The sequence below is a fragment of the Vibrio sp. QJM3NY_15 genome (assembly GCF_057785995.1).
In genome coordinates this window covers 2,232,089-2,256,413 of the sequence record NZ_CM173517.1, presented here as the reverse complement: position 1 = coordinate 2,256,413, position 24,325 = coordinate 2,232,089, and the positions used below count along the sequence as shown (strand labels likewise).

At 44.2% G+C, this 24,325-nt stretch carries 20 protein-coding genes; 18 read left to right on the top strand and 2 right to left on the bottom strand.

What is annotated here, in order from left to right:
* Nucleotides 1-3: 3 nt before the first annotated feature.
* The 9 genes from AC3CKG_RS10060 to AC3CKG_RS10020 all read left to right on the top strand — a co-directional run bounded on the left by AC3CKG_RS10060 (nt 4) and on the right by AC3CKG_RS10020 (nt 9,562).
* Nucleotides 4-180 (top strand): hypothetical protein, encoded by a 177-nt coding sequence (locus AC3CKG_RS10060; protein WP_017106656.1) that lies wholly within the window; start codon nt 4-6, stop codon nt 178-180.
* 209 nt (nt 181-389) lie between these two features.
* Nucleotides 390-1,025, top strand: a complete 636-nt coding sequence (locus tag AC3CKG_RS10055) for a GTP cyclohydrolase II (protein WP_318532737.1) — start codon at nt 390-392, stop codon at nt 1,023-1,025.
* 177 nt (nt 1,026-1,202) lie between these two features.
* The gene (locus tag AC3CKG_RS10050) at nt 1,203-2,462 is read left to right on the top strand and encodes an imelysin family protein (RefSeq protein WP_017110962.1); all 1,260 of its coding nucleotides are present in this window, start codon (nt 1,203-1,205) and stop codon (nt 2,460-2,462) included.
* Between the two features lie 274 nt (nt 2,463-2,736).
* Nucleotides 2,737-4,125: a di-heme oxidoreductase family protein gene (locus AC3CKG_RS10045; RefSeq protein ID WP_488528289.1), complete on the top strand. Its 1,389-nt coding sequence runs from the start codon at nt 2,737-2,739 to the stop codon at nt 4,123-4,125.
* A 176-nt stretch (nt 4,126-4,301) separates the two neighbouring features.
* Entirely contained in the window at nt 4,302-5,363 is a 1,062-nt protein-coding gene (locus AC3CKG_RS10040) for an imelysin family protein (RefSeq protein WP_488528288.1), read from the top strand.
* On the top strand, nt 5,353-6,441 hold the full coding sequence (locus tag AC3CKG_RS10035) for a DUF1513 domain-containing protein (protein ID WP_488528287.1): 1,089 nt from the start codon (nt 5,353-5,355) through the stop codon (nt 6,439-6,441). The genes AC3CKG_RS10040 and AC3CKG_RS10035 overlap by 11 nt, the downstream gene beginning before the upstream one ends.
* A gap of 81 nt (nt 6,442-6,522) precedes the next feature.
* A complete protein-coding gene (locus AC3CKG_RS10030) occupies nt 6,523-8,061 on the top strand; it encodes a L,D-transpeptidase family protein (RefSeq protein ID WP_488528286.1) in 1,539 nt (512 codons plus the stop codon).
* 199 nt (nt 8,062-8,260) lie between these two features.
* Nucleotides 8,261-8,809 carry a peptidoglycan L,D-endopeptidase MepK gene (gene mepK, locus AC3CKG_RS10025; RefSeq protein WP_004733385.1) on the top strand — a complete coding sequence of 183 codons (549 nt, stop codon included), beginning with the start codon at nt 8,261-8,263 and terminating at the stop codon, nt 8,807-8,809.
* A gap of 99 nt (nt 8,810-8,908) precedes the next feature.
* The gene (locus tag AC3CKG_RS10020; RefSeq protein ID WP_076678904.1) at nt 8,909-9,562 is read left to right on the top strand and encodes an MBL fold metallo-hydrolase; all 654 of its coding nucleotides are present in this window, start codon (nt 8,909-8,911) and stop codon (nt 9,560-9,562) included.
* Nucleotides 9,563-9,665: 103 nt separating this feature from the next.
* On the opposite strand, the gene AC3CKG_RS10015 is transcribed toward AC3CKG_RS10020, so the two are convergent.
* Entirely contained in the window at nt 9,666-10,466 is an 801-nt protein-coding gene (locus AC3CKG_RS10015) for a DUF2982 domain-containing protein (RefSeq protein ID WP_488528285.1), read from the bottom strand.
* Between the two features lie 220 nt (nt 10,467-10,686).
* On the opposite strand from AC3CKG_RS10015, the gene AC3CKG_RS10010 reads away from it, so the two are divergent.
* The 9 genes from AC3CKG_RS10010 (at nt 10,687) to AC3CKG_RS09970 (ending at nt 22,743) form a co-directional block, all read left to right on the top strand.
* Entirely contained in the window at nt 10,687-11,079 is a 393-nt protein-coding gene (locus tag AC3CKG_RS10010) for a hypothetical protein (RefSeq protein ID WP_004733388.1), read from the top strand.
* Nucleotides 11,080-11,644: 565 nt separating this feature from the next.
* A complete protein-coding gene (locus tag AC3CKG_RS10005; RefSeq protein ID WP_029223544.1) occupies nt 11,645-12,739 on the top strand; it encodes a TRAP transporter substrate-binding protein in 1,095 nt (364 codons plus the stop codon).
* Nucleotides 12,740-13,008: 269 nt separating this feature from the next.
* A complete protein-coding gene (locus AC3CKG_RS10000) occupies nt 13,009-13,554 on the top strand; it encodes a TRAP transporter small permease subunit (protein WP_032500429.1) in 546 nt (181 codons plus the stop codon).
* 9 nt (nt 13,555-13,563) lie between these two features.
* A complete protein-coding gene (locus AC3CKG_RS09995) occupies nt 13,564-14,847 on the top strand; it encodes a TRAP transporter large permease (RefSeq protein ID WP_017078694.1) in 1,284 nt (427 codons plus the stop codon).
* A gap of 104 nt (nt 14,848-14,951) precedes the next feature.
* The gene (locus AC3CKG_RS09990) at nt 14,952-16,307 is read left to right on the top strand and encodes a cache domain-containing protein (protein ID WP_017110951.1); all 1,356 of its coding nucleotides are present in this window, start codon (nt 14,952-14,954) and stop codon (nt 16,305-16,307) included.
* Nucleotides 16,300-16,938, top strand: a complete 639-nt coding sequence (locus AC3CKG_RS09985; protein WP_017110950.1) for a response regulator transcription factor — start codon at nt 16,300-16,302, stop codon at nt 16,936-16,938. The genes AC3CKG_RS09990 and AC3CKG_RS09985 overlap by 8 nt, the downstream gene beginning before the upstream one ends.
* Nucleotides 16,939-17,107: 169 nt before the next feature.
* Nucleotides 17,108-18,706 carry a BCCT family transporter gene (locus AC3CKG_RS09980; RefSeq protein ID WP_076669847.1) on the top strand — a complete coding sequence of 533 codons (1,599 nt, stop codon included), beginning with the start codon at nt 17,108-17,110 and terminating at the stop codon, nt 18,704-18,706.
* A 270-nt stretch (nt 18,707-18,976) separates the two neighbouring features.
* The gene (locus tag AC3CKG_RS09975) at nt 18,977-20,548 is read left to right on the top strand and encodes a BCCT family transporter (RefSeq protein ID WP_488528284.1); all 1,572 of its coding nucleotides are present in this window, start codon (nt 18,977-18,979) and stop codon (nt 20,546-20,548) included.
* Between the two features lie 311 nt (nt 20,549-20,859).
* Nucleotides 20,860-22,743, top strand: coding sequence for a methyl-accepting chemotaxis protein (locus tag AC3CKG_RS09970; protein ID WP_017110946.1), 1,884 nt, complete (start codon nt 20,860-20,862; stop codon nt 22,741-22,743).
* An 84-nt stretch (nt 22,744-22,827) separates the two neighbouring features.
* On the opposite strand, the gene AC3CKG_RS09965 is transcribed toward AC3CKG_RS09970, so the two are convergent.
* Complete coding sequence (locus tag AC3CKG_RS09965) at nt 22,828-24,222, bottom strand: hypothetical protein (RefSeq protein ID WP_488528283.1); 1,395 nt, start codon at nt 24,220-24,222, stop codon at nt 22,828-22,830.
* Between the last annotated feature and the right edge of the window lie 103 nt (nt 24,223-24,325).

Sequence of the window (24,325 nt, the reverse complement as noted above, 5' to 3'; positions counted from 1 at the left end):
TTTGTGGATAACCTAATCTCAAATTTGAAAAAAGAATTCCATACCCATGTCCAATCGGACAAGTGGGGAGAAAAATACAGTGCCAAGTCGAGTATTTCTACACTCACGCAAGAAGAACTGACAGAGCTGGAGAATGCTTGGGTTCAACTCGTCATTTGGAAGCAAACTCAAGTAAGTTGATCGTTCTGTAAAAAGTAGAACCTCAGCCGCAACTGATTAATTTATAACCCCATGTTGGTATCACCAATGTGGGGTTTTTTCTTGTTTGATGATTAATTGTTATAATGTAACACTTTGTGCGTAGTCGACCTTGAAAAAAATTGTTAACAGCCCCATAGTGTCTATCATTAGATAGTTGGCTACAAAAACTTGTTTAGACAAATAATGTAGTGTTTTTAAATACATCGAATTTTCAAGTGAGTATAAATATGGCGGAAGTACGTGCCAGAATAGATTTCAAAGTAGGGGTAACAAGCAGTATTGATGCTGAGCTTCTGTCTTTTCATGGATTGAAAACAGATAAAGAGCATGTTGCTGTGATATTTAAATCAGCCGATAAGACACAAGACATACCTCTTGTTCGTATGCACTCTGAATGTCTGACTGGTGATGTTTTTCATTCATCTCGCTGTGATTGTGGCGAGCAGCTAGACGAAACCATTCAAATCATGGGTGAAACTGGCGGTGTGATTCTTTATCTACGCCAAGAAGGTCGTGGTATCGGCTTATACAACAAGATTGATGCGTACCGCCTTCAAAGCGAAGGGATGAACACTTACGAAGCGAATAACCACTTGGGTTTTGGCGACGACTTACGTGATTTCACCGAAGCTGCAGAAATGCTGCGTGCTTTGGGTACCACAAAAATCCGCTTGGTGACCAACAACCCTAAGAAAATCAACGAACTTAAAGAGTTTGGTATTGAGATTGCAGAAGTGGTCAACACTTCGGCCCACATTAAATCGGGTAACGAAAGCTACTTGAAGGCCAAAGTTTCACACGGTAAGCATAATCTGGACATCTGATTAGCCTCCACTGTTGCGCCTAACACAAAAATGTTTAAAGACCTCACAAATGTGAGGTTTTTTTGTATTTATCTTGCAATAAAATTGTAAGTTTGTATTATTCCAATCCGTAGTGTAAATGATAATGGTTTGCACTATTACTACGAATAATAATTTAAAGCTCAACAAGGATGCTTCATGACCATTAAATCTTTAGTGACCAAAGCCGTAACTTCGTCACTCATTTTTGCCTCTGCTTCTTCTTTCGCAGCAGTAACTCAAGATCAAGTTGTAGAACATTACGCAGATATTGCTCATGCAGTGTTTGCAGATTCAGTAATTACAGCAAAAGCGTTGAACTCTTCTATTGATACCTTCTTAGCTTCTCCTTCTGCTGGCAATTTCGAACAAGTAAAACAAGCTTGGCTTGAGTCTCGTGTACCTTACCAACAGTCTGAAGTATTCCGCTTTGGTAACGTTGTTGTTGATGACTGGGAAGGCCAATTGAACGCATGGCCACTAGATGAAGGCCTTATCGATTACGTTTCTTCTGATTACCAATATGAGCTTGGTAACGAAGGCGCTAGCGCAAACATCGTTGCGAACAAAACATTCCAAATTGGTCAAACTACAGTAGACGCAACCAACATCACTCCTGAATTAATCGCAGATCTTAACGAGATCGGTGGTTCTGAAGCAAACGTAGCATCTGGTTACCATGCGATTGAATTCCTACTTTGGGGCCAAGATTTAAACGGCACAAACAGCGGTGCAGGTGAGCGTGCTTACACTGATTTCGTTGTTGGCGCAGAGTGTACTAATGGCAACTGTGACCGTCGTGGTGCATACCTAAAAGCATCAGCTGAACTTCTTATCCAAGACCTAGAATGGATGGAAAAGCAGTGGGCTGAAGGCGAGAAAGGCAACTACCGTCAAGAGCTTCTTTCTGAATCTAGCGAGAACGGCCTACGTAAAATGCTATTTGGCATGGGTTCACTGTCTCTAGGTGAACTAGCGGGTGAGCGTATGAAGGTTGCACTAGAAGCAAACTCTACTGAAGATGAGCACGACTGCTTCTCTGATAACACGCACAACTCTCACTACTACAACGAGCAAGGTATCTACAACGTATACACTGGCTTGTACAAGCGTGAAGATGGTTCTCTACTTTCAGGCCCTAGCCTGTTTGACCTAGTTGAACAAAAAGACGAGCAAGCTGCAAAAGAGATTCAAAAGCAGTTTGATCTAGCACGTGCACAAGTTGGTCAGCTTGTTGTTTCTGCAGAGAAAAACAACCAGCACTTCGATCAGCTAATTGCTGCTGACAACGCTGCAGGTAATGCACTAGTAAACAAAACAATTGTTGCTCTAGTGTCTCAAACAGCTGCAATTGAGCGTGCTGCGGGTGTTATTGGCATTGATAGCCTAAACCCAGACACAGCGGATCACGAGTTCTAAGAACCCGAGGCTAATACCAATCGTAGTAAATAACTGGTCAGCCTAGCTAGTTAAAACGCTCGATAACTGCGTTGTAATTTTTGATTGTAGAATAACTACTTATCAGAAAATTACGCCTTGTTCTCAAGCCTTTTTCCTGCGCAATTTCTGAACACTTACTTACTGTGATTGGTATAGAACCAATATAAGGGCTCTTATGGAGCCCTTAATTGTTTGCTACTCAAGAAAGTGACACCCACATAAAAACTAAAATCAAAACACAGCAAGGCAATGTATGAAGTCGTATCTCTCAGCCTCACTATTAACCGCACTGTTTTTCTTATCTCCATTGCACGCCCATGAAACCTACTCTGGTGGCAAAACCACAGTAAAGAAAGAGGGCGCGAACGCTTTTTCTCTTCCTGCCGCCAACTTGCCAATGAGCAAGCGCTTGGATTTCAGCGTAGGTAACAGCTTCTTTAGAAACCCTTGGGTACCTGCGCCATCATCAACCGATGCGCGTGATGGATTAGGTCCATTGTTCAATACTAACGGTTGTCAAAACTGTCACATCAAAGATGGTCGTGGTCACGCGCCTGAAAAAGGCGATGAGAACGCGGTTTCAATGTTGGTTCGCTTAAGCATTCCTGCTGAAACGCCAGAGCAGCGACAAGCCTTTATACGCGATGGTGGCATTCCAGAACCGACATACGGCGGCCAGTTACAAGATTTCGCGCTTCAAGGTGTGAAACCAGAGGGTAAAGTGAACATCAGTTACACCGATGTACCTGTTGAATTCAAAGACGGCACCGTCGTTACTCTGCGTAAACCTACTTTAAAGATTACGGATCTTGCCTTCGGCGAGATGCATCCTAAAACTGAATTTTCTGCTCGAGTTGCGCCGCCAATGATTGGCCTTGGCTTACTTGAGAGCATTTCAAAAGAAACGATTCTTGGATTTGCTGAGCAGCAATTAGCGGACAAGCAAGGTATTTCAGGTAAAGCTAATCATGTTCTTGATGTTCAAACCAATGAGATGACGCTCGGTCGTTTCGGTTGGAAAGCAGGACAACCAAATCTAATGCAGCAAAACGCGGCGGCATTTAATGGTGATTTAGGCTTAACCAGTCGCTTGTTCCCGAATGAGAACTGCACATCAGCGCAATCAACCTGTGATGATTTTCCGAATGGTGGCGAGCCAGAAGTCAGCGATAACATCTTAGATTTTGTTGAGTTCTATTCGCAGCATTTAGCCGTGCCTATTCGTCGTAACATCGATACCCCTGCTGTTGTGCAAGGTAAAAAGCTGTTTAAAGACGCGGGTTGTCAAAGTTGTCACCAAGCTGAATTCCGCACGGCTGAGCGTGAAGGCTTACCTGCATTGTCTAATCAGTTAATTAGCCCATATACAGATATGTTGTTGCACGATATGGGTGAAGGTTTAGCCGACAATCGACCTGAGTATCTTGCCAATGGCCAAGAATGGCGCACAACACCTTTATGGGGATTAGGCTATACCAAAGAAGTGAATGGTCATACGTTCCTGCTTCATGACGGTCGAGCAAGAAACGTTATGGAAGCGGTACTTTGGCATGGTGGTGAAGCAGAAATGGCGAAACAAAACGTTCTGTCTTTGAATGCCACTGAGCGTGAAGCACTACTGGCGTTTTTGAATTCGCTATAGTCGGTCTGAGATTCAGTCGTTCAACGATCGAGTTAACCCAAAGAACAAGTTAACCCGAAGCATAAGTTAACCTAAAGCACATAACCGCTGAACTTGTAGGAATACGGGGTCAGCGGTCGTTTCGTATTTAATGAACTCATATAATTAGAAGAAAAATTAGGAAGTAAGGTAACAGCATGACACATAAATTTTTGTTAATGCCTTTGTCGGTATTAATCATGGCAGGCTGCCAATCATCGGGTGAGCAAGCCGCTTCATCTGAGGTTAACGGTGTGTCTTATCAAGCAGACACGACCGATCACATCAGTCGCAGTGTCTATCAACAAGAGTTTGATTCAGCCGTTCTATTCGCCAAGCAAGCAAATGAGCTAGAAGTCTTGATGCAGGGTTACTGCCAAACCAATGATGTTGAGTTAGATGCCTTGAAAAATCAGTGGCAGCTCACCATGAACAGTTGGATGGCACTGCAAGGCCAAGAAAGAGGCCCAACAGCGGCGCTTGAAGAGAGCTGGAATGTTCAATTCTGGCCAGACAAAAAGAACACCACAGGCCTAAAAATGCGCCAGCTGACTCAGCAAGATAAAGTTTGGTCTCAAGACGAAATTGCTCACCAGAGTGTGACAGTGCAAGGACTTGGCGCATTGGAGTGGTCGCTTTATGACGAGCAATCGCCACTGCTTCAAGACAAAGCGCTAGGTTGCCAGTCGTCACAAGCAATTACTGAAAACTTAGCGATTAAGTCATCTTCGATTGCACAGGCATGGCAGGTTAACCCTTGGTTAGCGTTAGACGAGACCCGTTGGGAGTCTGAATACATCGCTTTATTGACCAACCAACTTGATTACAGCATGAAAAAGCTGAGTCGCCCGATGGCGAAAATCGGTCATCCGCGTCCTTACTTCTCTGAATCATGGCGTGCACAAACCTCGATGACTCAATTAAAAGCGAATGTAGCAGCACTTCAAAAGCTTTATCTGGCTGATGGCAATGGTCTTGATGGCTTGTTAAGAGAGAAGGGCTTAAACGACCTTGCTGATCGTGTTGCTGAGCAGTTCACATTGACGCTAGATACTTGGCCTACAGACTCTAGCTTGTTTGAGTTATTGCAGAGCAAAGAGGGCTACCGAGATGTGCTGACTCAATACAACAAACTAGAACGTTTGAAGTACCTGATTCATGAAGAAGTGGCGATAGAGCTTGGCGTGGTAATAGGATTTAATGCTACCGATGGTGACTGATACTACGCGAAGAACGCTACTCAAGGCTGCACTGGGTTGTGCAGCTGTTCCTGTGCTTCCATTTGGCTGTGCGAGTCGAAAGGATGGGGCGAGTGCGTCGAACGATCCCCAGTTGATTGGTTGTGCGCTTAATGGTCGTGGCCAATATTCAGCAGTTGTGGCTGACGAATATGGAATGCCATTGAATCAATTGCAGATTCCCGCTCGTGGTCACGGCGTCGCGATTTGCCCAACATCATCACATGCGGCGGTTTTTGCTCGTCGTCCTGGTGACTATTTTATGGTGTTTGACTATAAAAATGGTCAGCAGATAAAGATGGTCGTGAAAGGTAACAATCGCCACTTCTATGGTCATGGCGTTTACTCATTAGATGGCAAGTTACTATATGCCACTGAAGGGAAAACGGACAGCAGCCAAGGTGTGATTGGCGTTTACGATGTCGCACAAGGCTATCGTAAGGTCGAGGAATTCACTGGCTTTGGTATTGGCCCTCATGAAGTGATCATCATGCCGGATGGAAACCTCGCGATTGGCGTTGGCGGCGTTCATACTGACGGTAGAACACCGAAAAACCTCGATTCGATGCAACCGAGTCTAAGTTATGTTTCACCTGAAGGTGCGCTGCTTGATCAGGTTGAATTGCTCGACAAGAAGCTGAGCATTAGACACTTAGCCCATGATGGTGCTGAAACTGTACTTTGTGGTCAGCAATATCGTGGCGAGCCAGACGAGTATCCTTCGCTGTTGGCGATGCATACTAAAGGTGGACAGTTTGAATCACTGAATGCGGAGCCTGAGCAATGGGCAAGATTTAATCACTATATCGCAAGTATTGCTGCGTCAGATGATTGGATTATTGCGACTTCGCCAAGAGGCAACTGCTACGGTATTTGGTCTAAAGAAACCAAAGAATTGGTAGAACTCTCTGCGCTGTCTGATGCTTCTGGTGCCGTGCTGCTTGATGGTGAATTTCGACTCAGCTCTGGAGCGGGCAGTGTGGTGAGCCAACGCAAGCCTTATGAGAAATCCAGTCAACAATCATCGGTCCAGTGGGATAACCACTGGAGTGCAATTTAGTTCATAAAACTCCTTAAAAAATAACATGCTTACTCCTATTTCTTTGCCATACTTATGAGATGATTGGTGATGGGGTTAAGCATGTTAGCGAAATACTTCTGTGGATTATTGGTGTTAGTTTCTGTGCATGCATGGGGCTATACGAGTTCTGACGAGAGCCGATTTATTCCGGCTGATTCAGAGCTCTCTTTTATGCTGATTTATCCAGAGCTAACCCAGAGCATTTATCAAGACTCTTCTCTTCCAATTCTTTGGGATTCGCCTGAACTTGTTAAGGCGTTTGAATTCCAATTGTCGCTTTTAGAACAAGCACAAATGGCGCCTCTTTTTGATCGTCAGTTAAAACAAATCCGCCAGTATCAATCTCGTGGTCAATGGCAAGAATTGGATATCTTGTTAACCGACACCTTTATCTATTACCTAAGCTATATTGAGAATGCACCACTTGCCGGTAAAGAGTGGTATTTCTCGGGTAAGCTGCATTCTAAATTACCTGCGCCTTCTCCTCATATTCTGATGAGATTGAAAAGCAGTGTCACCAACGATTACTTATTAGAAATGGTATTGTCCTACGCTCCGCCTGTTGGAGATTTTGACCAATTCAAGGCGACCTATTCCGTGCTAGAAACCGCTTCTGAACTCAATATTGAACGTTATAAACAGAAAGGTTTGAAGCGATTGGGTGACCCGCTTTCAGACAAGGCGACTCTTGTTGAACGTATTGCTTTGATCGGTGTTGATACCTCGATGATCGCGGTTGATTTCCCAGAGTTCGATCGAGATCTGCAAACAGCCATTAAATCCTTCCAACATATGCACGGCCTTACGGCAGATGGGATCGTCGGGCCAAATACGATCAAATGGATCAACATGAGCTTTGATGATCGATTGACGTCATTGGCTCTGAATGCTGAACGTGTTCGTTTATGGCCACGAGACAGAGACTCACTCATCGTAGTAAATGTCCCTAGTTTTGATATGAAGTATTGGGAAGATGGTGAAGAGGTCTTTGAATCCAAAGTCGTCGTGGGTAGAAAGTCGCGAAAAACACCGCTTTTAGAGATAAACCTAGATTCGGTCATCCTAAATCCGACTTGGAACGTACCATGGAAAATCATGGTGAAAGACATCTTGCCTAAAGTAAAAGCGGACGAAAGCTACCTAGAAACACACAACTTTCAAGTGATTGACGGTTGGCGCACCATGGAAACCGTCGACACCACAGATATCGATTGGCAAACCATCAATTTCAATTCGTTCCCATATCGAATGCGTCAACAGGCGGGCTCACGTAATGCACTAGGATTGTACAAGTTCAACACACCTAATAAGCGCGCCATCTACCTGCACGATACACCAAGTAAAGGCCTGTTTAATGATGACTTCCGAGCTTATAGTTCAGGTTGTATACGTGTCGAACATGCAGAGGAATTGGCTGAATTGTTGTTTGCCACCAAGGTAAGGAAAGTCCCTAACCAAAGTAACGACCTTGCTCCTAATACTAAGGTTCGCCTCAAGAAGCGAATCCCCGTGCATATCATCTATCAAACCGTTCTGTTTGAAGAAGGGGGCATACAGTATCGTGGTGACATCTACCAATATGATAAAGAGGGTGGTTAATTATCAGTGAAGCCAATAAGGGTGATCTTGACCAAAAAATGACAACTAAGCTTCTATTGATAAAATTATAATGTGGATCAATAACTAACCGTGCAAAGGTTACAAATACTAACCTTTTGGGCGGTTTTTGTACGTTGACGCAGCAATTTCCATTATGTATCGTGCATTTTTCGTTCGATCTAATTGGTTTTTTTGCTGTATGTCTCAAAGTTTATTTTCACGCCGTCAGTTTCTGACTTACGCTGGTGGTACCGCTGTTGTCGCCTCAATCACTCCTTCCATCGCTTTTGCTTCATACCCTGATCAACCAAGAACGATTAGCATGAACAACCTTCACACCGGTGAACGATTAGAGACCTGTTATTTCGATGGCACTAACTATGTTGGTGATGAAATGGCTCGTCTAAGTAAGCTTTGCCGTGACTTCCGCCGCAATGAGATTCATCCAATGGATAAGAACCTGTTTGATCAGATCACTCAGATTCAAAATGTACTGGGTATTCAAAAAGAAGTTCAAATCATCTCTGGTTACCGTTCTCCAGCGACCAATGAAGCACTGCGCTCAAAGTCGAGTGGCGTAGCCAAGAAGAGCTACCACATGTTAGGTAAAGCGATCGATTTCCGTATTGATGGTGTTAACCTAAAAGAATTAAGAGACGTAGCCAAAAGCCTGAACGCGGGTGGTGTCGGTTATTATGCACGTAGCAACTTTATCCATATTGATACTGGTCCAGTACGCAGTTGGTAGTGTTAAGCTGAATTTGCGAGCGAATGCTTGGTACTTGTCAAAGTAAACATCCAATGTCATAGTTTGCCCAAATTTCAGTTTGCCCTCTAAGGTTTGTATATGTCTCTTAAGTATCAAGTTGTCCCTGTTACCTCGTTTTCTCAAAACTGCTCAATTGTGTGGTGTGATGAGACAATGGAAGGCATCGTTGTCGATCCGGGCGGTGATGTTCAGCAACTGGCTGCTATCATCGAAGAGTTAGGTGTTAAAGTGGTGAACTTGGTATTGACTCACGGTCACCTAGATCATGTGGGCGGAACAGTGCCACTTGCTGAAATCTTGAACGTGAACATTGTTGGCCCACATAAGGCAGACAACTTTTGGCTTCAAGGTTTAGAGAACCAAAGCCAGATGTTTGGTTTCCCACTGTGCAAAGCTTTTGAACCAAACACATGGTTAGAAGAGGGCGACAAAGTCACTTTTGGTAATCAAGTTATCGATGTGATTCACACGCCAGGTCATACTCCAGGTCACGTTGTATTGTTCAGCGAGCAAGCGCGCATGGCGTTTGTTGGTGATGTTTTATTTAACGGTGCTATTGGTCGTACGGATTTCCCTCAAGGTGATTTCAACACGCTTATCTCTTCAATCAAGACTAAGCTTTGGCCACTAGGCAGTGACGTGACATTCGTACCGGGTCATGGTCCTGAGTCTACATTTGGTCGTGAGCGCGCATCAAACCCATTCGTAGCGGATGAAATGCCTCTGTACTAGGTCTCTGATTTAATAGAAGAACGATTGAAAATGAAGCTTAGCTTTTCTTATGAAAGCTAGGCTTTTTTATTGCGAGCGAGTTTACTTCTAAGCTTGTTTATTTTTAATCAGAAAGACGCTCAGCCGCTGCCAAGTAGCGTCGAGCCAGTCCAATAAACTCCTCTCCACTGATATTCATATCATGGGTTGATATGAAAATATCGTAGCCGTGAAATCCTCTTTGATATTTCATTCTGTTGGCAAGCATCGCCTGTAATCCTGAATAATCTTTAATCAACGCGTTTTGAGTGTTCGATTCAATGGCTGAATCAAGGGCAGTCTGTGGCTGGTAATCACTGACGTTATCGTCGTCGATATTCTCTGACTCTTTATACTGGCTCAATTCAACACAGCCGCTTTCTGTGCAACGTGCATGGTAATGCGATGAGTCGAGCACCATATCTTCAAAGTTTGATTCTTTACCTGCTTGCTTCGCTCCTAGGTACAACAGTGCTCGCTGGCTCAGCAATAATTCGCAGGTTATTTTGGGGCAGATAGAGTCAAGGTAGGGTGAGTAATCTTTCATTTTAATGCCCACCCAAGGGAGAGGTTGATGCCACCCCTCTTGTTCGTAAGTACACAGGCCAATCTTTTCAATATTGCTCCACTTTAAAACCCATCCACCTTTATAAAAATGCTGCTGAAAGTGAGTGGGGGTGAGCGTGAACATCACTCTACTACGCAGCATCAAATAATAGCCCGTGCCCAAAAGCGCACTAATACAAAATGCACCCACGATCAGTAATTTTGAGTTATCAATGTATAACGCCATGATTAGACAAGCGAATCCTAAAATGATGGCAATAATTCGATATGATTGCGTAAATGCAGGCAAAGAGAAATTTGTAAGGTGACGAGTGTCCATAGGCAACACCAAGTTTTCATATTTTTGTCTGGATGGATAACCAGTGTATATGACCCTAAATTGATAAGTCTATGTTTAAATAATAGACGGTAGTAGACAATATCGGTATTTTTCGTCGACTTTCGACGCTTCACTCTACAAATAGCTCCCGTTTTTTGGTATAAATCGCGCTTCAAATTTTCACCACTGCGAAAAGAGCAGTGAACTGGAGAAATATTCAATGAGACTTGCTCATAAGCGTAAGGTGCAGGCTAAACTGCAGAAACGCACTAAAGCGGCTGTAGTTAAAGCAGTGGCAACGCCGAAAAAAGCGAAGCCTGTCGCAGAGAAAGTTGTAGCAGAAAAAACTGTAGCAGCAAAACCAGCGGTAGAGAAAGCAGTAGCAGCAACAAAAGAAGTTGCAGTAGCACTGACTCCTAAGCAACAACAAGTTCTAGACATCGTTGTTAGCAATGCTGAAGGCATTAACCCTAAAGGTATCGGCCTAGCAGCTGGTCAAGAAGACGCGAAAGCAGCTTCATGGGCAACAGGCGCATTGAAAAAACTTCTTGAAGAAAACCTAGTAGCGAAAGAGCAACTTGCAGGTAACAAGGTTATCTACAAAGCTATCTAATCCCGCGGGATTACATTCGCTTCGTTAAAGTTTTTAAGCCTCGATTATCGAGGCTTTTTTTATGTCTGATGTTTGATGTGTGGTTGACGGTAAATACTTCATCTTGTGCCTTTTAGTTCGTGGTCTTGATTACATCTTCTTTCTTCTTTTTCTTCTCTAGTTTCCAGCTTCTTCATTCCAATATTTACCAAGCCCCAAAGTAGGGCGTCTGATTCTCTGAAACCTTGATTTTTATAGATTAAATGCGCTTGGGTGCATATTTGGTGCATGATGAAATAGGTCTCCATCACGAAATGGCAATCAATTGTTAACGATGTTTAATTATTAATACTTAGGTATTTATCAACAAGCATTCTCCCAGTGAATGGTCTAAGTCCTTTAAAATCGACATTTCTCAATCATCTCCTACGTAGTTCTACGTAATCCTTTGGTCTAATACGTAACTTTGCTCACGCCATGCGTGCGTGCTCTCCCTGATATCTTGTTGCCTCATCACGGTGCACTCTTATGTTGAATCATAAAAAATGCTCATAGAAAGAGTGTTAACCCAACAAAGGACGTGAACATGAGTCTCATTTCTAACTCCCTTACACGAGTTTTTAAAAACGTTGCAGTAACCGCTGCGGCTTGTTTAGCTTTGGTCGCTACTGGTGCTACAGCCGCTGATAAGGTTTACCGTTTAAAGCTTGCAGAAACGTGGGGACCAAACTTCCCAGTTTTCGGTGATGCAACTAAGAACATGGCAGCGATGGCTGAGAAGATGTCGAATGGTCGACTTCAAATCAGAATCGATTCAGCAAACAAACACAAAGCCCCTCTAGGCGTTTTTGACATGGTTAAGTCTGGTCAATACGACATGGGTCACTCTGGCTCTTACTACTGGAAAGGTAAAGTTCCAAACACTCTTTACTTCACTTCTATGCCTTTCGGTATGACGCCAGCAGAACAATACGCGTGGTTCTATCACGGTGGTGGTATGGAGTTGATGGAGCAGGTTTACTCTCCACATAACTTGATGTCGTTCCCTGGTGGTAACACGGATATCCAGATGGGTGGTTGGTTTCAAAAAGAGATCAACAGCGTGGAAGACCTACAAGGTCTGAAAATGCGTATCCCAGGCTTTGCTGGCGAGATTCTAGCGGAGCTAGGCGCCAAACCTACCAATATTGCCCCAGGTGAGCTTTACACGTCTTTAGAGCGTCGTACGATCGATGCACTAGAGTGGGTGGGTCCATCTCTTGATTTACGAATGGGCTTCCACAAAATCGCACCGTACTACTACACAGGTTGGCATGAGCCGGGTTCAGAGCTTCAATTCTTAGTGAACAAACGCACGTGGAACAAACTGCCTGAAGACCTACAAGAAATCTTGCGTGTTGCAATGCGTACAGCGGCTTACGACATGTATACACAAGCAACGCATGAAAGCGGCAAAAACTGGGTTTCAATGAAAACAGAATACCCAGACGTTCAAGTGAAAGATTTCCCGCCAGAAGTCATGTCGGCACTGAAAGAAGCGAACGATCGCCTACTTGCGGCACATGCTGAGAAAGATGCACTGGCAAAAGAGATCCAAGCTTCACAAGCAAGCTACCTAGAGCAAGTGCGCTCATGGACGGATATTTCACACAGAGCTTATTTAAATAGCCAAGCGAAATAGTCGACAGCGGTTGACCTAAAAGTTAAATGAACCCAAAGCAAAAGCACTGTTACATAGCTTGTGCTTAAGGGCTTAAGCATCTAAGTATCTATGCAGATAAGCAGATAAGCAGATAAGCAGCGGGTTCATTTTAACCATAATAATTAAGCAGGATAAATCCTGTAATACGTCTAAGAACCCTTTCTACGTCGTACATCTTGTTAGCGCTAATTGTTTTAGCTGAACTAACTCTATAGCGCGATGTCTTTTCAAATTCCATGGAGTCGGGAATGCGAAGTCTAATTTATATTGAACGCCTATTTAATCGTATCGGTGACGCACTGGGATGGCTTTCCAGTATGTTGTTTATCCTTCTTGTTGCGAACGTTGTGTATGACGTTGTGATGCGATACGCCTTTAACGATGTGTCTATCGCCTTCCAAGAGATGGAATGGCACCTTTTCTCAGCCGTATTCTTGTTAGGTGTTCCTTATGCCATCAAAGCCGGTGGTCACGTGCGAGTTGATGTTTTTTACGAACAACTCAGCTTCAAGGCACAAGCGATCATTGATCTAATAGGCACCGTTGTCTTCCTGCTTCCTTTCTGTTTGCTGGTTGCTTGGTTTGGAATCGATGTTGCGAAAGAAAGTTATAACCTCGGTGAAACGTCGGGCGATCCCGGAGGCCTTCCTTACCGATGGATCATTAAAGCGATGATCCCGCTGTCGTTCTTCTTAATGGCACTCAGTGGCGTCGGTTTAATCCTGCATTCACTGAACAAGATCTTTAATCCGCACCTTATCCATGCAAACAATACTCATACAAAGAATAAGTAGAGGCTGAACATGATTGGAATAGTAATGTTTTTCGTAGCCTTGTTTGCACTTTTACTTGGCTTCCCGGTTGCGTTCACCTTTGGTGGTATCGCGTTAATCTTTGGCGTTTGGGCTGAGGGCATCGAAATGTTCGCCTTCATGCCATATCGAATTCAATCGATCATGGAAAATACGGTGCTGATGGCCGTTCCATTGTTCGTTTTCATGGGGCTTGTTCTACAAAAGACCAAGCTTGCTGAGCAGTTGCTTGAGTCAATGGGGCGATTGTTTGGTGGTGTTCGAGGTGGTATTGCTATCTCGACCGTGCTAGTGGGCTCACTACTTGCCGCATCAACGGGTGTAGTGGGTGCTTCAGTAGTGGCAATGGGGCTTATCTCTCTGCCTGTTATGCTCAAGTATAACTACGACAAAGGCTTAGCCTGCGGCACCATCTGTGCTTCTGGCACGTTAGGGCAAATCATTCCGCCATCCATCGTCTTGATTTTATTGGGTGATGTATTGGGTGTACCTGTTGGGGATTTGTTCCAAGCGGCAATTTGGCCGGGCGTAATGCTAGTGGGTGCTTACATTGTTTATATCTTGATATACGCAAAACTGAACCCTGAATCGGCCCAACCTATTGAGCGTGATGACTCCATTAGCCGTAAGCAAGAAGTGTTTAACGCGCTTAAAGCGATTCTTCCACCTTTAGCGCTGATCATTGTTGTATTAGGTTCTATCTTTGCTGGTGTGGCAACTCCGACCGAGTCGGCAGCGCTAGGTGGTGCAGGTGCATTGGTTCTTGCACTGTTATACGGTCAATTTAGTTGGTCGATGGTGTTTGCTGCGTCGAAAGAGACAGTTAAAGTGACTGCGATGGTCTTTGCTATCCTACTTGGTGCGACGGCATTCTCGATGGCGTTTACTTATACCGGTGGTGATTATCTAGTTGAAGAGTGGATGTTGCAGCTACCAGGTGAGAAGTGGGGCTTCTTGATCATCACCATGTTGGTTATTTTGATTCTGGGTTTCTTCATCGACTTCGTAGAGATTTGTTTCATCATCGTCCCGATCATTGCGCCAGTGGCTGAGTTGATGGGTATCAACATGACTTGGTTTGCTATCCTTATTGCAATGAACCTGCAAACCTCATTCTTAACACCGCCATTTGGTTTCAGTTTGTTCTATTTGAAAGGGGTAGCACCGAAAGGCGTCACCACAAAGGACATCTACCGAGGCGTGATGCCGTTCATTCTGATTCAAATCCTCGTACTTGGATCACTTCTCGCTTTCCCATCTTTCTATGGAATGTGAGTGAAGCCTAGAATGTGAATGATATGTTTCAACGGCTATCTATAAATTGATAAAGTAAAACGGCTTATTGATGTTCAGTAAGCCGTTTTTTGTGAGGGAAAGGAATGCCTCTAAAAGCTAAGCTGATTTTGCTGACGCTACTCCCGTTGCTGCTAGTAACGGCGAGTATTAGTTGGATCTCGTTGCATCAAACCAAGACGTTGGGTGCGAAAGAGGTCGAGATCTTCAGAGACAGCTTAATCAAGTCGCGTGAAAACGCCCTCAAAGACACTGTCGATCTCGCATTTGATGCCATCGAACATATCTACAACGATCCCGATATCCAAGAAGCCCAAGCCAAAAGAGAAGTTAGAACCATATTGTCTAAACTTAGGTATGGCTCTGACGGTTACTTCTTTGCGTATGATCGCCACGGAACCAATTTGGTTCATCCAATCCAGCCAGAGTTGATAGGGCAAAACCTACTTCAACTGCAAGATGAAGATGGCGACTTTCTAATTGAAGCGTTGTTGAAGGAAGCGCAAACCGGAGGAGGATTTCACCAATACCTGTGGCAAAAGCCTTCAACCGGCGAAGTGGTCTCTAAGCTGAGCTATGCGGCTTGGTTAGAACGTTGGGATTGGATGATTGGCACGGGGTTGTATATTGAAGACGTACATCAAGAAGTGGCTTCGATGCAGGCTGCGATCAACAAGAATATTGAAACTACGTTCTTTTCCATTGTGGTCATTTTAAGCGTGACCGTGGCGGTGATCATCGTGTTGACCTTAGCCATCAACATGCACGAGCATCGAATCGCGGATAATAATTTGAAAGAGCTCGCCCATAAAACGGTGATGTTTCAAGAAGACGAGAAGAAGCATTTAGCGCGAGAGCTACATGACGGTATTAATCAATTATTAGTATCAAGTCGTTGCCATTTAGAACTGCTTGGTAATAAGTTACAAAATGAAGATCTCAAAGCGCACTTGAATAAGTCTCAGCATTCGCTGATGCGAGCGATTGAAGAGGTGAGGCACATCTCCCATCAACTTCGACCAAGTTCACTGGATGATATCGGCTTAGAAGCGGCATTATCTTCGTTGTTGTTGGATTTTCAGGCGCACTCGGGTATTGAGGTCGAGACTTTGTTCAGCACTCAACCCGGCAAGCTCAAATCAGAAGCCGCAACGACCTTGTATCGAGTCGTGCAAGAATCTTTGAACAACATAGAAAAGCACGCACAAGCGACCAAAGTGACGGTTATCGCGCAGCAAATTGGCAATGTATTGCAACTGCTGATCCAAGACGACGGTGTCGGTTTCAACACTTATAAAGCGATGGAAAAACGAGGGATTGGTCTGCGTAATATGAGAGAGCGAGTGGAGTTCATCGGTGGTGATTTTGAACTGATGAGTGAGATTGGCCTCGGAACGGAAATTACAGTGTTACTGACACTAGAGGGATTAATGAATGAGTGAAGTTATTCGAGTTGTGATCGCTGACGATCACCAAGTGGTACTGGATGGCTTTATGGCGAGATTGGAACTCGAGCCAGATATTTGTGTGATAGGTACCGCCAGTAATGGTTTAGAAGCGGTAGAGGTTGTTAAGTCTTTAAGGCCCGATGTGGTGTTGATGGATATTAGCATGCCTATTATGAACGGCATTGACGCAACCCACCTGATTAAAGAAGAAGACCCTGATGCGAAGGTGCTGATGCTGACCATGCATAACAACCGTGAATACATCATGAAGGTGATGCAGTCGGGCGCAGTCGGCTATATGTTGAAAGAGATTTCCGCTGAAAAAATGGTGCAGGCGATCAAAACGGTCAATCAAGGCTCGACCTATTTCTGTGAAAAAGTGACGCAGAATTTGTTTACTCAACCGATTACTCCGACTCAATCTGTCAAGAATCCATTGAGCAGACGTGAAGAAGCGGTGTTGAAATTGGTGGCAAAAGGGGAGAGCAGTAAAGAGATCGCGAAGGGGTTAAATATCAGTTACCGAACGGTAGAAACACACAGACAAAACATTAAGCATAAGCTTGATATTCACTCAACTGCAGAATTGGCTAAGTATGCTATCAATTTGGGGCTTGTAGACTGATCTTACGCTAAATTACATGAAAAGTGTAATTTAATTACTAACTTTGCCATTTACGCCTACTTTTTGGAGGTTTTTTTAGTATTTTTGCGACAGGTTGATATTCTTCTTTTCGAAATTTAAGCGCCGAATGCAATGTTGCAAACTGTGCGCTACAAATTAGAGAGGAAGCATGGAGCCTGTAAAAGATAGGTATAGTATTGATAATACCGATTATACAGTAGGACAAGATAACGTTCAGAAATGGGGGTTTGATGTTCATAACCCAGTATTTGGAATCAGCGCTGGAGCGATTATTCTCTTCCTAGTCGCACTTTTAGTCGCAGACCCTGAAACCGCAAAATCAGCACTTGATGGAATTAAATGGAAAGTCATCGGTAACTTCGATGGTTTCTTCATGTGGGCAGCAAACATCTTTGTTATTTTCTGTTTTGCCCTCATTGTCTCCCCGTATGGCAAAATACGTATTGGTGGCAATGATGCCAAAGCAGAGCACTCCAACCTATCTTGGATGTCGATGTTATTCGCCGCGGGAATGGGTATTGGTTTGATGTTCTGGGGTGTTGCAGAGCCAGTGGCTTACTTCACGGGCTGGTATGAAACGCCACTCGGTGTTGAAGCTTATTCTCCTGAAGCGGCTAAGTTGGCGCTCGGTGCAACTATCTACAACTGGGGTCTTCACGGCTGGGCTATTTACGCCGTTGTTGCTCTAGCCCTCGCTTTTTTCACCTTCAATAAAGGCTTACCGCTTTCAATTCGTTCTATTTTCTACCCGATCTTAGGCGACAGAACTTGGGGTTGGTTTGGTCATATCGTTGATATCGTGGCTGTACTTGCAACGCTTTTTGGCCTTGCAACATCACTTGGTTTAGGCGCACAACAAGCTACCAGTGGTATTAACCATGTGTTTGGTACCGATGGTGGTATCGGTATGCAGCTGATTGTTATCGCAGTGGTCACTTTCTTAGCAACAATGTCAGTGGTTCGCGGCATTAACGGCGGTGTAAAGGTTCTAAGTAACGTCAACATGTTGGTTGCTTTGGGCTTGCTAATCTTCGTGACCATCGCTGGTGGCATGGCAGGTATTAAAGCCATTCCAACGGCATTGATGGGCTATATCGAAAACTTTATTCCTTTAAGTAATCCTCATGGTCGTGATGATGAAACTTGGATGCAGGGTTGGACGGTATTCTACTGGGCTTGGTGGATGTCTTGGTCACCGTTCGTTGGTATGTTTATCGCTCGTATCTCTAAAGGTCGTACGATTCGTGAGTTCATCGTTGCTGTACTGTTCATCCCAACGACAGTAATCATCATCTGGATGGCTATTTTTGGTGGTATCGCGATTGATCAAGTGGCGAACAAGGTTGGTGAGATTGGGATCAATGGTCTGCAAGATATTACGCTTTCTCTATTCCACACTTATGATGCGCTGCCAATGAGCTCTGTGCTTTCAGTCGTTTCGATTGGTCTGATTATGGTGTTCTTCATCACTTCTTCGGATTCAGGTTCGTTAGTTATCGATAGCATTACCTCTGGTGGTAAAGTCGATGCACCGGTGCCACAGCGTGTATTTTGGGCGTTGATGGGCGGCGCGATTGCCGCGGTTTTACTTTGGGTTGGCGGTACTGAATCCATCCAAGCACTACAAGCCGGAACGGTATCAATGGCGTTACCATTTGCATTCATTTTATTGCTTATGTGCCTAAGCTTATTGTTAGGTTTACGGACAGAAAATCAATTGGTTAAGCAGCAAAATGCTTTGAGCTAAAAGTATTTTCCAAATAAAGGTCGACAGAGTCGGCCTTTTTTTCGTCAGTAATTTGAGTAATTACGTGAATTTTGCTTGAAAACTCATCGAACCGATTCTGGTTTACTGAAAACAATAAGTTAACCTGCTAAACTTCAGACATCCAAGTATTTGAATTATGTGACAACAGCTTGTACTACTTGGATCGTATGTTCGAGTTTGTGATTAAGTCGCAGGTAAGTAAGGGATATGAGGTCAACAGACCGTATTAGTATTCCGTAGAGAGGGATAATGACTAAAGGTATAGATAAATACAGTATCGACAGTACGGATTACACTGTCGGTCAAGATAACGTCCAAAAATGGGGCTTTGATGTTCATAACCCTGTATTTGGTATTAGCGCAGGCCTAATTACTTTGTTTTTGATCGGTATTCTTATTACAGATACCGCATCAGCAAAAGCAGCACTTGATGGTGTTAAAGGCCAAATCATCAACTCGTTTGATTGGTTGTTCATCTGGTCTGGTAACATTTTTGTTATTTTCTGTTTAGGCCTGATTGTTTCGCCATACGGTAAAATCCGCCTTGGTGGCGTTGATGCAACCGTAGATTACTCATTCATGTCTTGGCTATCGATGTTGTTTGCCGCAGGTATGGGTATCGGCCTAATGTTCTGGAGTGTGGCGGAACCCGCTGCTTACTTCACTGGTTGGTTTGAAACCCCGTTAGGCGTTGAACCAAACACACCAGAAGCTGCAAAACTGGCATTGGGTGCAACCATGTATCACTGGGGTCTACACCCTTGGGCTATTTATGGTGTTGTAGCGTTGTCACTTGCTTTCTTCTCTTACAATAAAGGTTTGCCTCTTTCTATTCGTTCTATTTTCTACCCAATTTTGGGTGATAGAGCGTGGGGTTGGGCTGGTCACATTGTTGATATTCTAGCGGTTCTTGCAACTCTGTTTGGTTTGGCGACGTCGCTGGGCTTAGGTGCGCAACAAGCAGCAAGTGGTATCCAACATGTCTTTGGAATCGAGGCTGGCTTAGGGCTACAAGTTGTTGTTATTACCGTAGTAACCTTATTAGCGGTTGTATCAGTACTTCGCGGTATTGATGGTGGCGTTAAAGTTATCAGTAACATCAACATGTTGGTTGCTTTCCTACTGCTTATCTTAGTGGCTCTAATCGGCTATGCGGTGACTTTAGGTTCTATCCCAACAACATTGATGGCATACATTGAAAACATCATTCCACTAAGTAACCCTCACGGTCGTGAAGATGAAACGTGGATGCATGGTTGGACTGTATTCTACTGGGCTTGGTGGATCTCATGGTCTCCATTCGTAGGTATGTTTATCGCTCGTGTTTCTAAAGGTCGTACTGTTCGTGAATTCATCACAGCGGTTCTGATTGTTCCAACGACGGTTACTATCATTTGGATGTCAGTATTTGGTGGCATGGCGATTGATCAAATCGTGAATAATGTGGGTATCCTTGGTCAAGATGGTTTGACTGATGTATCACTAGCGATGTTCCAAATGTTTGATGCTCTGCCGTTCGGTACGCTGCTATCAATCATTGCGGTTATCTTGGTTCTAGTATTCTTCATTACATCGTCTGACTCAGGCTCTCTAGTAATCGACAGCATCACCGCGGGTGGTAAAGTTGATACGCCAGTGCCTCAACGTGTGTTCTGGGCGTTCCTTGAAGGTGCGATCGCTGTGGCTCTATTGTGGGTTGGCGGTACAGAAGCAGTACAAGCTCTGCAAGCAGGTGCTATCTCGACAGCATTGCCGTTCACCATCATTCTATTACTGATGTGTGTGAGCTTGCTAATGGGTATGCGTACAGAAAAACGCTAAAATTGACCGCGATTTATAGACGGTCGAATGCTAAATAATAAGAAGGCAGGTGAGGAAACTCTCCTGCCTTTTTTACATCTATTTTTCTATCTATTCCAATACCTATTTTACCGTATTGAAGCTGACATGTTTCCTAATAACCATACACTTAATAGCGCCGTGAATTTGGCGAAAAGCCAAGGAATTGGCATAAGCTAAGGCCATGGTTTACATAAAAATTTATTCCAATATTAAATTGTGAAATCGCTCGAATTTAATACTGATATTGGGTAGTATCTCGCGAGATTTCCCACCACTCGTGAAACTTTGACATGAAACTAACACTAAAGCAGAAGTTGATAGGTGCTAGCCTATCTGCTGTTGTCGTTATGGCTACAGCGTTGACTTGGTTGTCAGCAAACCAATTATTTGAACAGACTCGTAATGGCGTATACCTACGAGCTGAAAGCGTATCAGAAGCAGCATCTGAAGGTATTAAAAACTGGATTGATATCCGTACCGATATCGCATCAGCATTTAATGACTTTTCACGAGAGGATGATGTTGTTCCTTTCCTTAAACAAGCTCGTGTAGCGGGCGGTTTTGACGATATCTTTTTAGGTACTCCAGAAGGCGGAATGTACCGTTCACATCCTGAACGTAATCGCGCAGGTTACGATCCTCGTCAACGTCCTTGGTACCAAGAAGCAAACGCAGCGGGTAAGCAAATCATCACGACTGCTTACCAAGATGCGATCACTAAAGCATTGCTAGTAACAATTGCAGAACCTGTGCGTCATAACGGCAAACTTGTTGGTGTAGTGGGTGCAGATGTACTTATCGATCAATTGGTGAACGATGTAATCAGCCTAGATGTTGGTGACAATGCAAACGCGATGCTAATTGATGCCTCTGACGGCACATTCCTAGCACACCCAGATTCAGCATTGAGCCTTAAGCCGGTAAGCCAGCTTTCAAATGACATCTCTATGCCTATCATTGAGAACGCAGTGCGTACTGGTAGCATCGAGATCATCAAAGAGCGTGGCGCTGAGAAGCTGCTTTACTTCACTAAAGTTCCTAACACTAACTGGATCTTCGCGGTTCAGATGGACCGAGCGACTGAAGAAGCGAATCACTCAACACTGCTTACTCAGCTAATCATGACGGCTGTTGTAATTACGCTTATCGTGATCGTATTGGTTTCTTGGTTAGTGAGCTTCCTATTCCGCGACCTAAACCGTGTTTCTGCTGCACTTGAAGAAATTGCTTCAGGTGAAGGTGACCTTACTCAACGTCTTGAGCCTAAGAGCGATGACGAGATTGGTCAGCTTGCTGCAAACTTCAACCGTTTCGTGGGCAACATGCACACTATGGTTATTAAGCTAAGTGAAGTGTCTGCTGCGTTGGGTAACCAAGCGCGTCAAACGGCATCACAAGCTGAAGAGCGTAGTGCTCGCATTCAGATGCAACAAGACGAAATCAACATGGTAGCGACAGCTGTTAACGAAATGGCTGCAGCAACACAAGAAATCGCGGGTAACGCTGACCACACAGCTCAGAACTCATCTGAAGCGGTTGGTGCGTGTGAGCACGGTACTGGTCAAGTGACACAGACTCAAAGCTCAATCCAAAACTTGGCTCAAGAAGTTCAAATCGCAACAAACGTGATTCTAGAACTTGAAGAGCACGGCAACAGCATCAATGCTATCTTGTCGAACATTCAAGGTATCGCTGAACAAACGAACCTACTTGCACTAAACGCCGCTATTGAAGCAGCACGTGCGGGTGAACAAGGTCGTGGCTTTGCGGTTGTTGCTGATGAAGTTCGTGTTCTGAGCCAACGTACACACGGCTCAACGCAAGAGATTCAACAAACTATCGAATTACTTCAAGGTACAACAGGCAAAGCGGTTAACATCATGAATGATAGCCGTACGCTTGCTGAAACCAGTGTTGATGACGCAAACTCAGCGGCTGCAAGCCTAACGCAAATTCATGCTGCCGTTGAACGCATTAGCGATATGGCAACACAGATTGCTTCTGCTGCAGAAGAGCAAGCGTCAGTAACGTCTGAGATTACTCGTAACACTGAGGGAATCCGTGACGTGTCTAACGAGTTGGCTGACGAAGCACACCAAGCGGCAGAGCAAGCAGCGCAGCTGTCTGAACTGTCTCACGAGCTAGAAAGCGAAATTAGCCGCTTCAAGCTGTAAGCGCTAACAGGTAATTTAAAAGCCGAATGTGATAATCACATTCGGCTTTTTTGTGCGTGCTCGTTAGAGCCTTAAGCTGCCAAACTAGTTGTTCGGGTAGCCTGGGAATTTAGCTTTAAGTGCTGCGCGAGTAGGGAAGTACTGCTCCATAAATTTAACCATCGCAGGGTCGTTCGCTTGTAGCTCTGCGAATGTTGCTGAGCTTAACTCTTGCGCGTTGTAACCCTTAAAGTTGAGGTCGTAGTAGGCATAAAGAGAGTAGGCTAGGTATTCTTGGTCGTACGACTCTGCGTCTAGATCAGCTTCAACAATCGTCGAGTCTTGGCCGTTAGGAAAGTAAGAGCCCGAAAGAATCGCTTTCTCATTCAGTTCATCTAACTCTTTTTGCATCACGCCCCATTTTGATGAAGGTGACTGAACCGCTAAATTCATCACACCGTAATCGTGTACAAAGTGGATGATTTCTTCAAACGCGGCGTCTCTTTTCATTGCCAAGTCCGGCTTGTTCTCGCCTGTTGTCGTGTCTGTAGTTTCAGTCGCGAACAGATCTTGGAAGCGATAATTTTCTTCTAAGAAGTCACCAACTCTTCTTTCCCAGTGTTCATCTGATAGGAATGCCATCGCTGCTTTACTGTCGTAAATTGCCTTAGTCACTTCAGCGGGGAAGCTATCAAGGTAATACTGCATGATGTTCTTAACATGCGCGACCTTTGCTTCCGAATTGTTTGCAGATTTGTCTTCAATTAACAATGGGATTTTATAGCCATGAGCTTCTACACAAGTCTGCTGTTGCATGACATTCTTGAGCAACTTGTCAGTGGTATCTGAAATCGTTGAGCAATCAACACTGACAATTCGCTTATAGGAGCTTTTTGTTGGAACAAATTGAATGCCATTGCTCAAAGTGCTACCAACTCGAACGTAGAGGTTCATTGGCCTTTGAGTTGTTATATTAAATTTAATTGAACTGTTGGCGTCAATAAAGTCGTCATCGATAGTTATCGTATCTGTGTTTTGCCATAAAACAACGTTGTTTATATTGTTCTCAACTTCAGCAATAGCAAGGTCTTCAGGTGTTGTTGTTGATCTAAAGTCTTCGTAGTAGATACTGAAATTTTCAACGTCGAATGTTTTACCCGCTGAGTTTGTTGCCGTTACAGAGAAGGTGATATCTGCATCGCTTTGGGTTTTATAATTACGCTCAGGAATGCCGTGAACTTGCGCGAAACTGCCGCTCGCTTTCTGTGTATTACCATACTGAGTAATATCAATGTTCACGTTTTTGTCCGTACCTGGGGTAATCGACTTAACACTCAAGTGCAGAGAATAGTTGCTCCCTAAGGTAACAACGGAGCTTGCGCTTGATGCGTCGATGACACCCTTTGAGGCGTTAGCGGTCTTGCCACCGCTACTGCCACCACCGCACGCAGTGAGCATCGTAGTCAGAACAAGAGTTGGAATAGTGAGTTTGTATACCATAGGGAACCAAGTTATCTGCAAGCAATAAAGCCTGCATGTTACAAGAAATGGTATTGCCTCTTAGTAAGCTTTTGTAAGTTGTGTATTGATAATGCTTACAAAT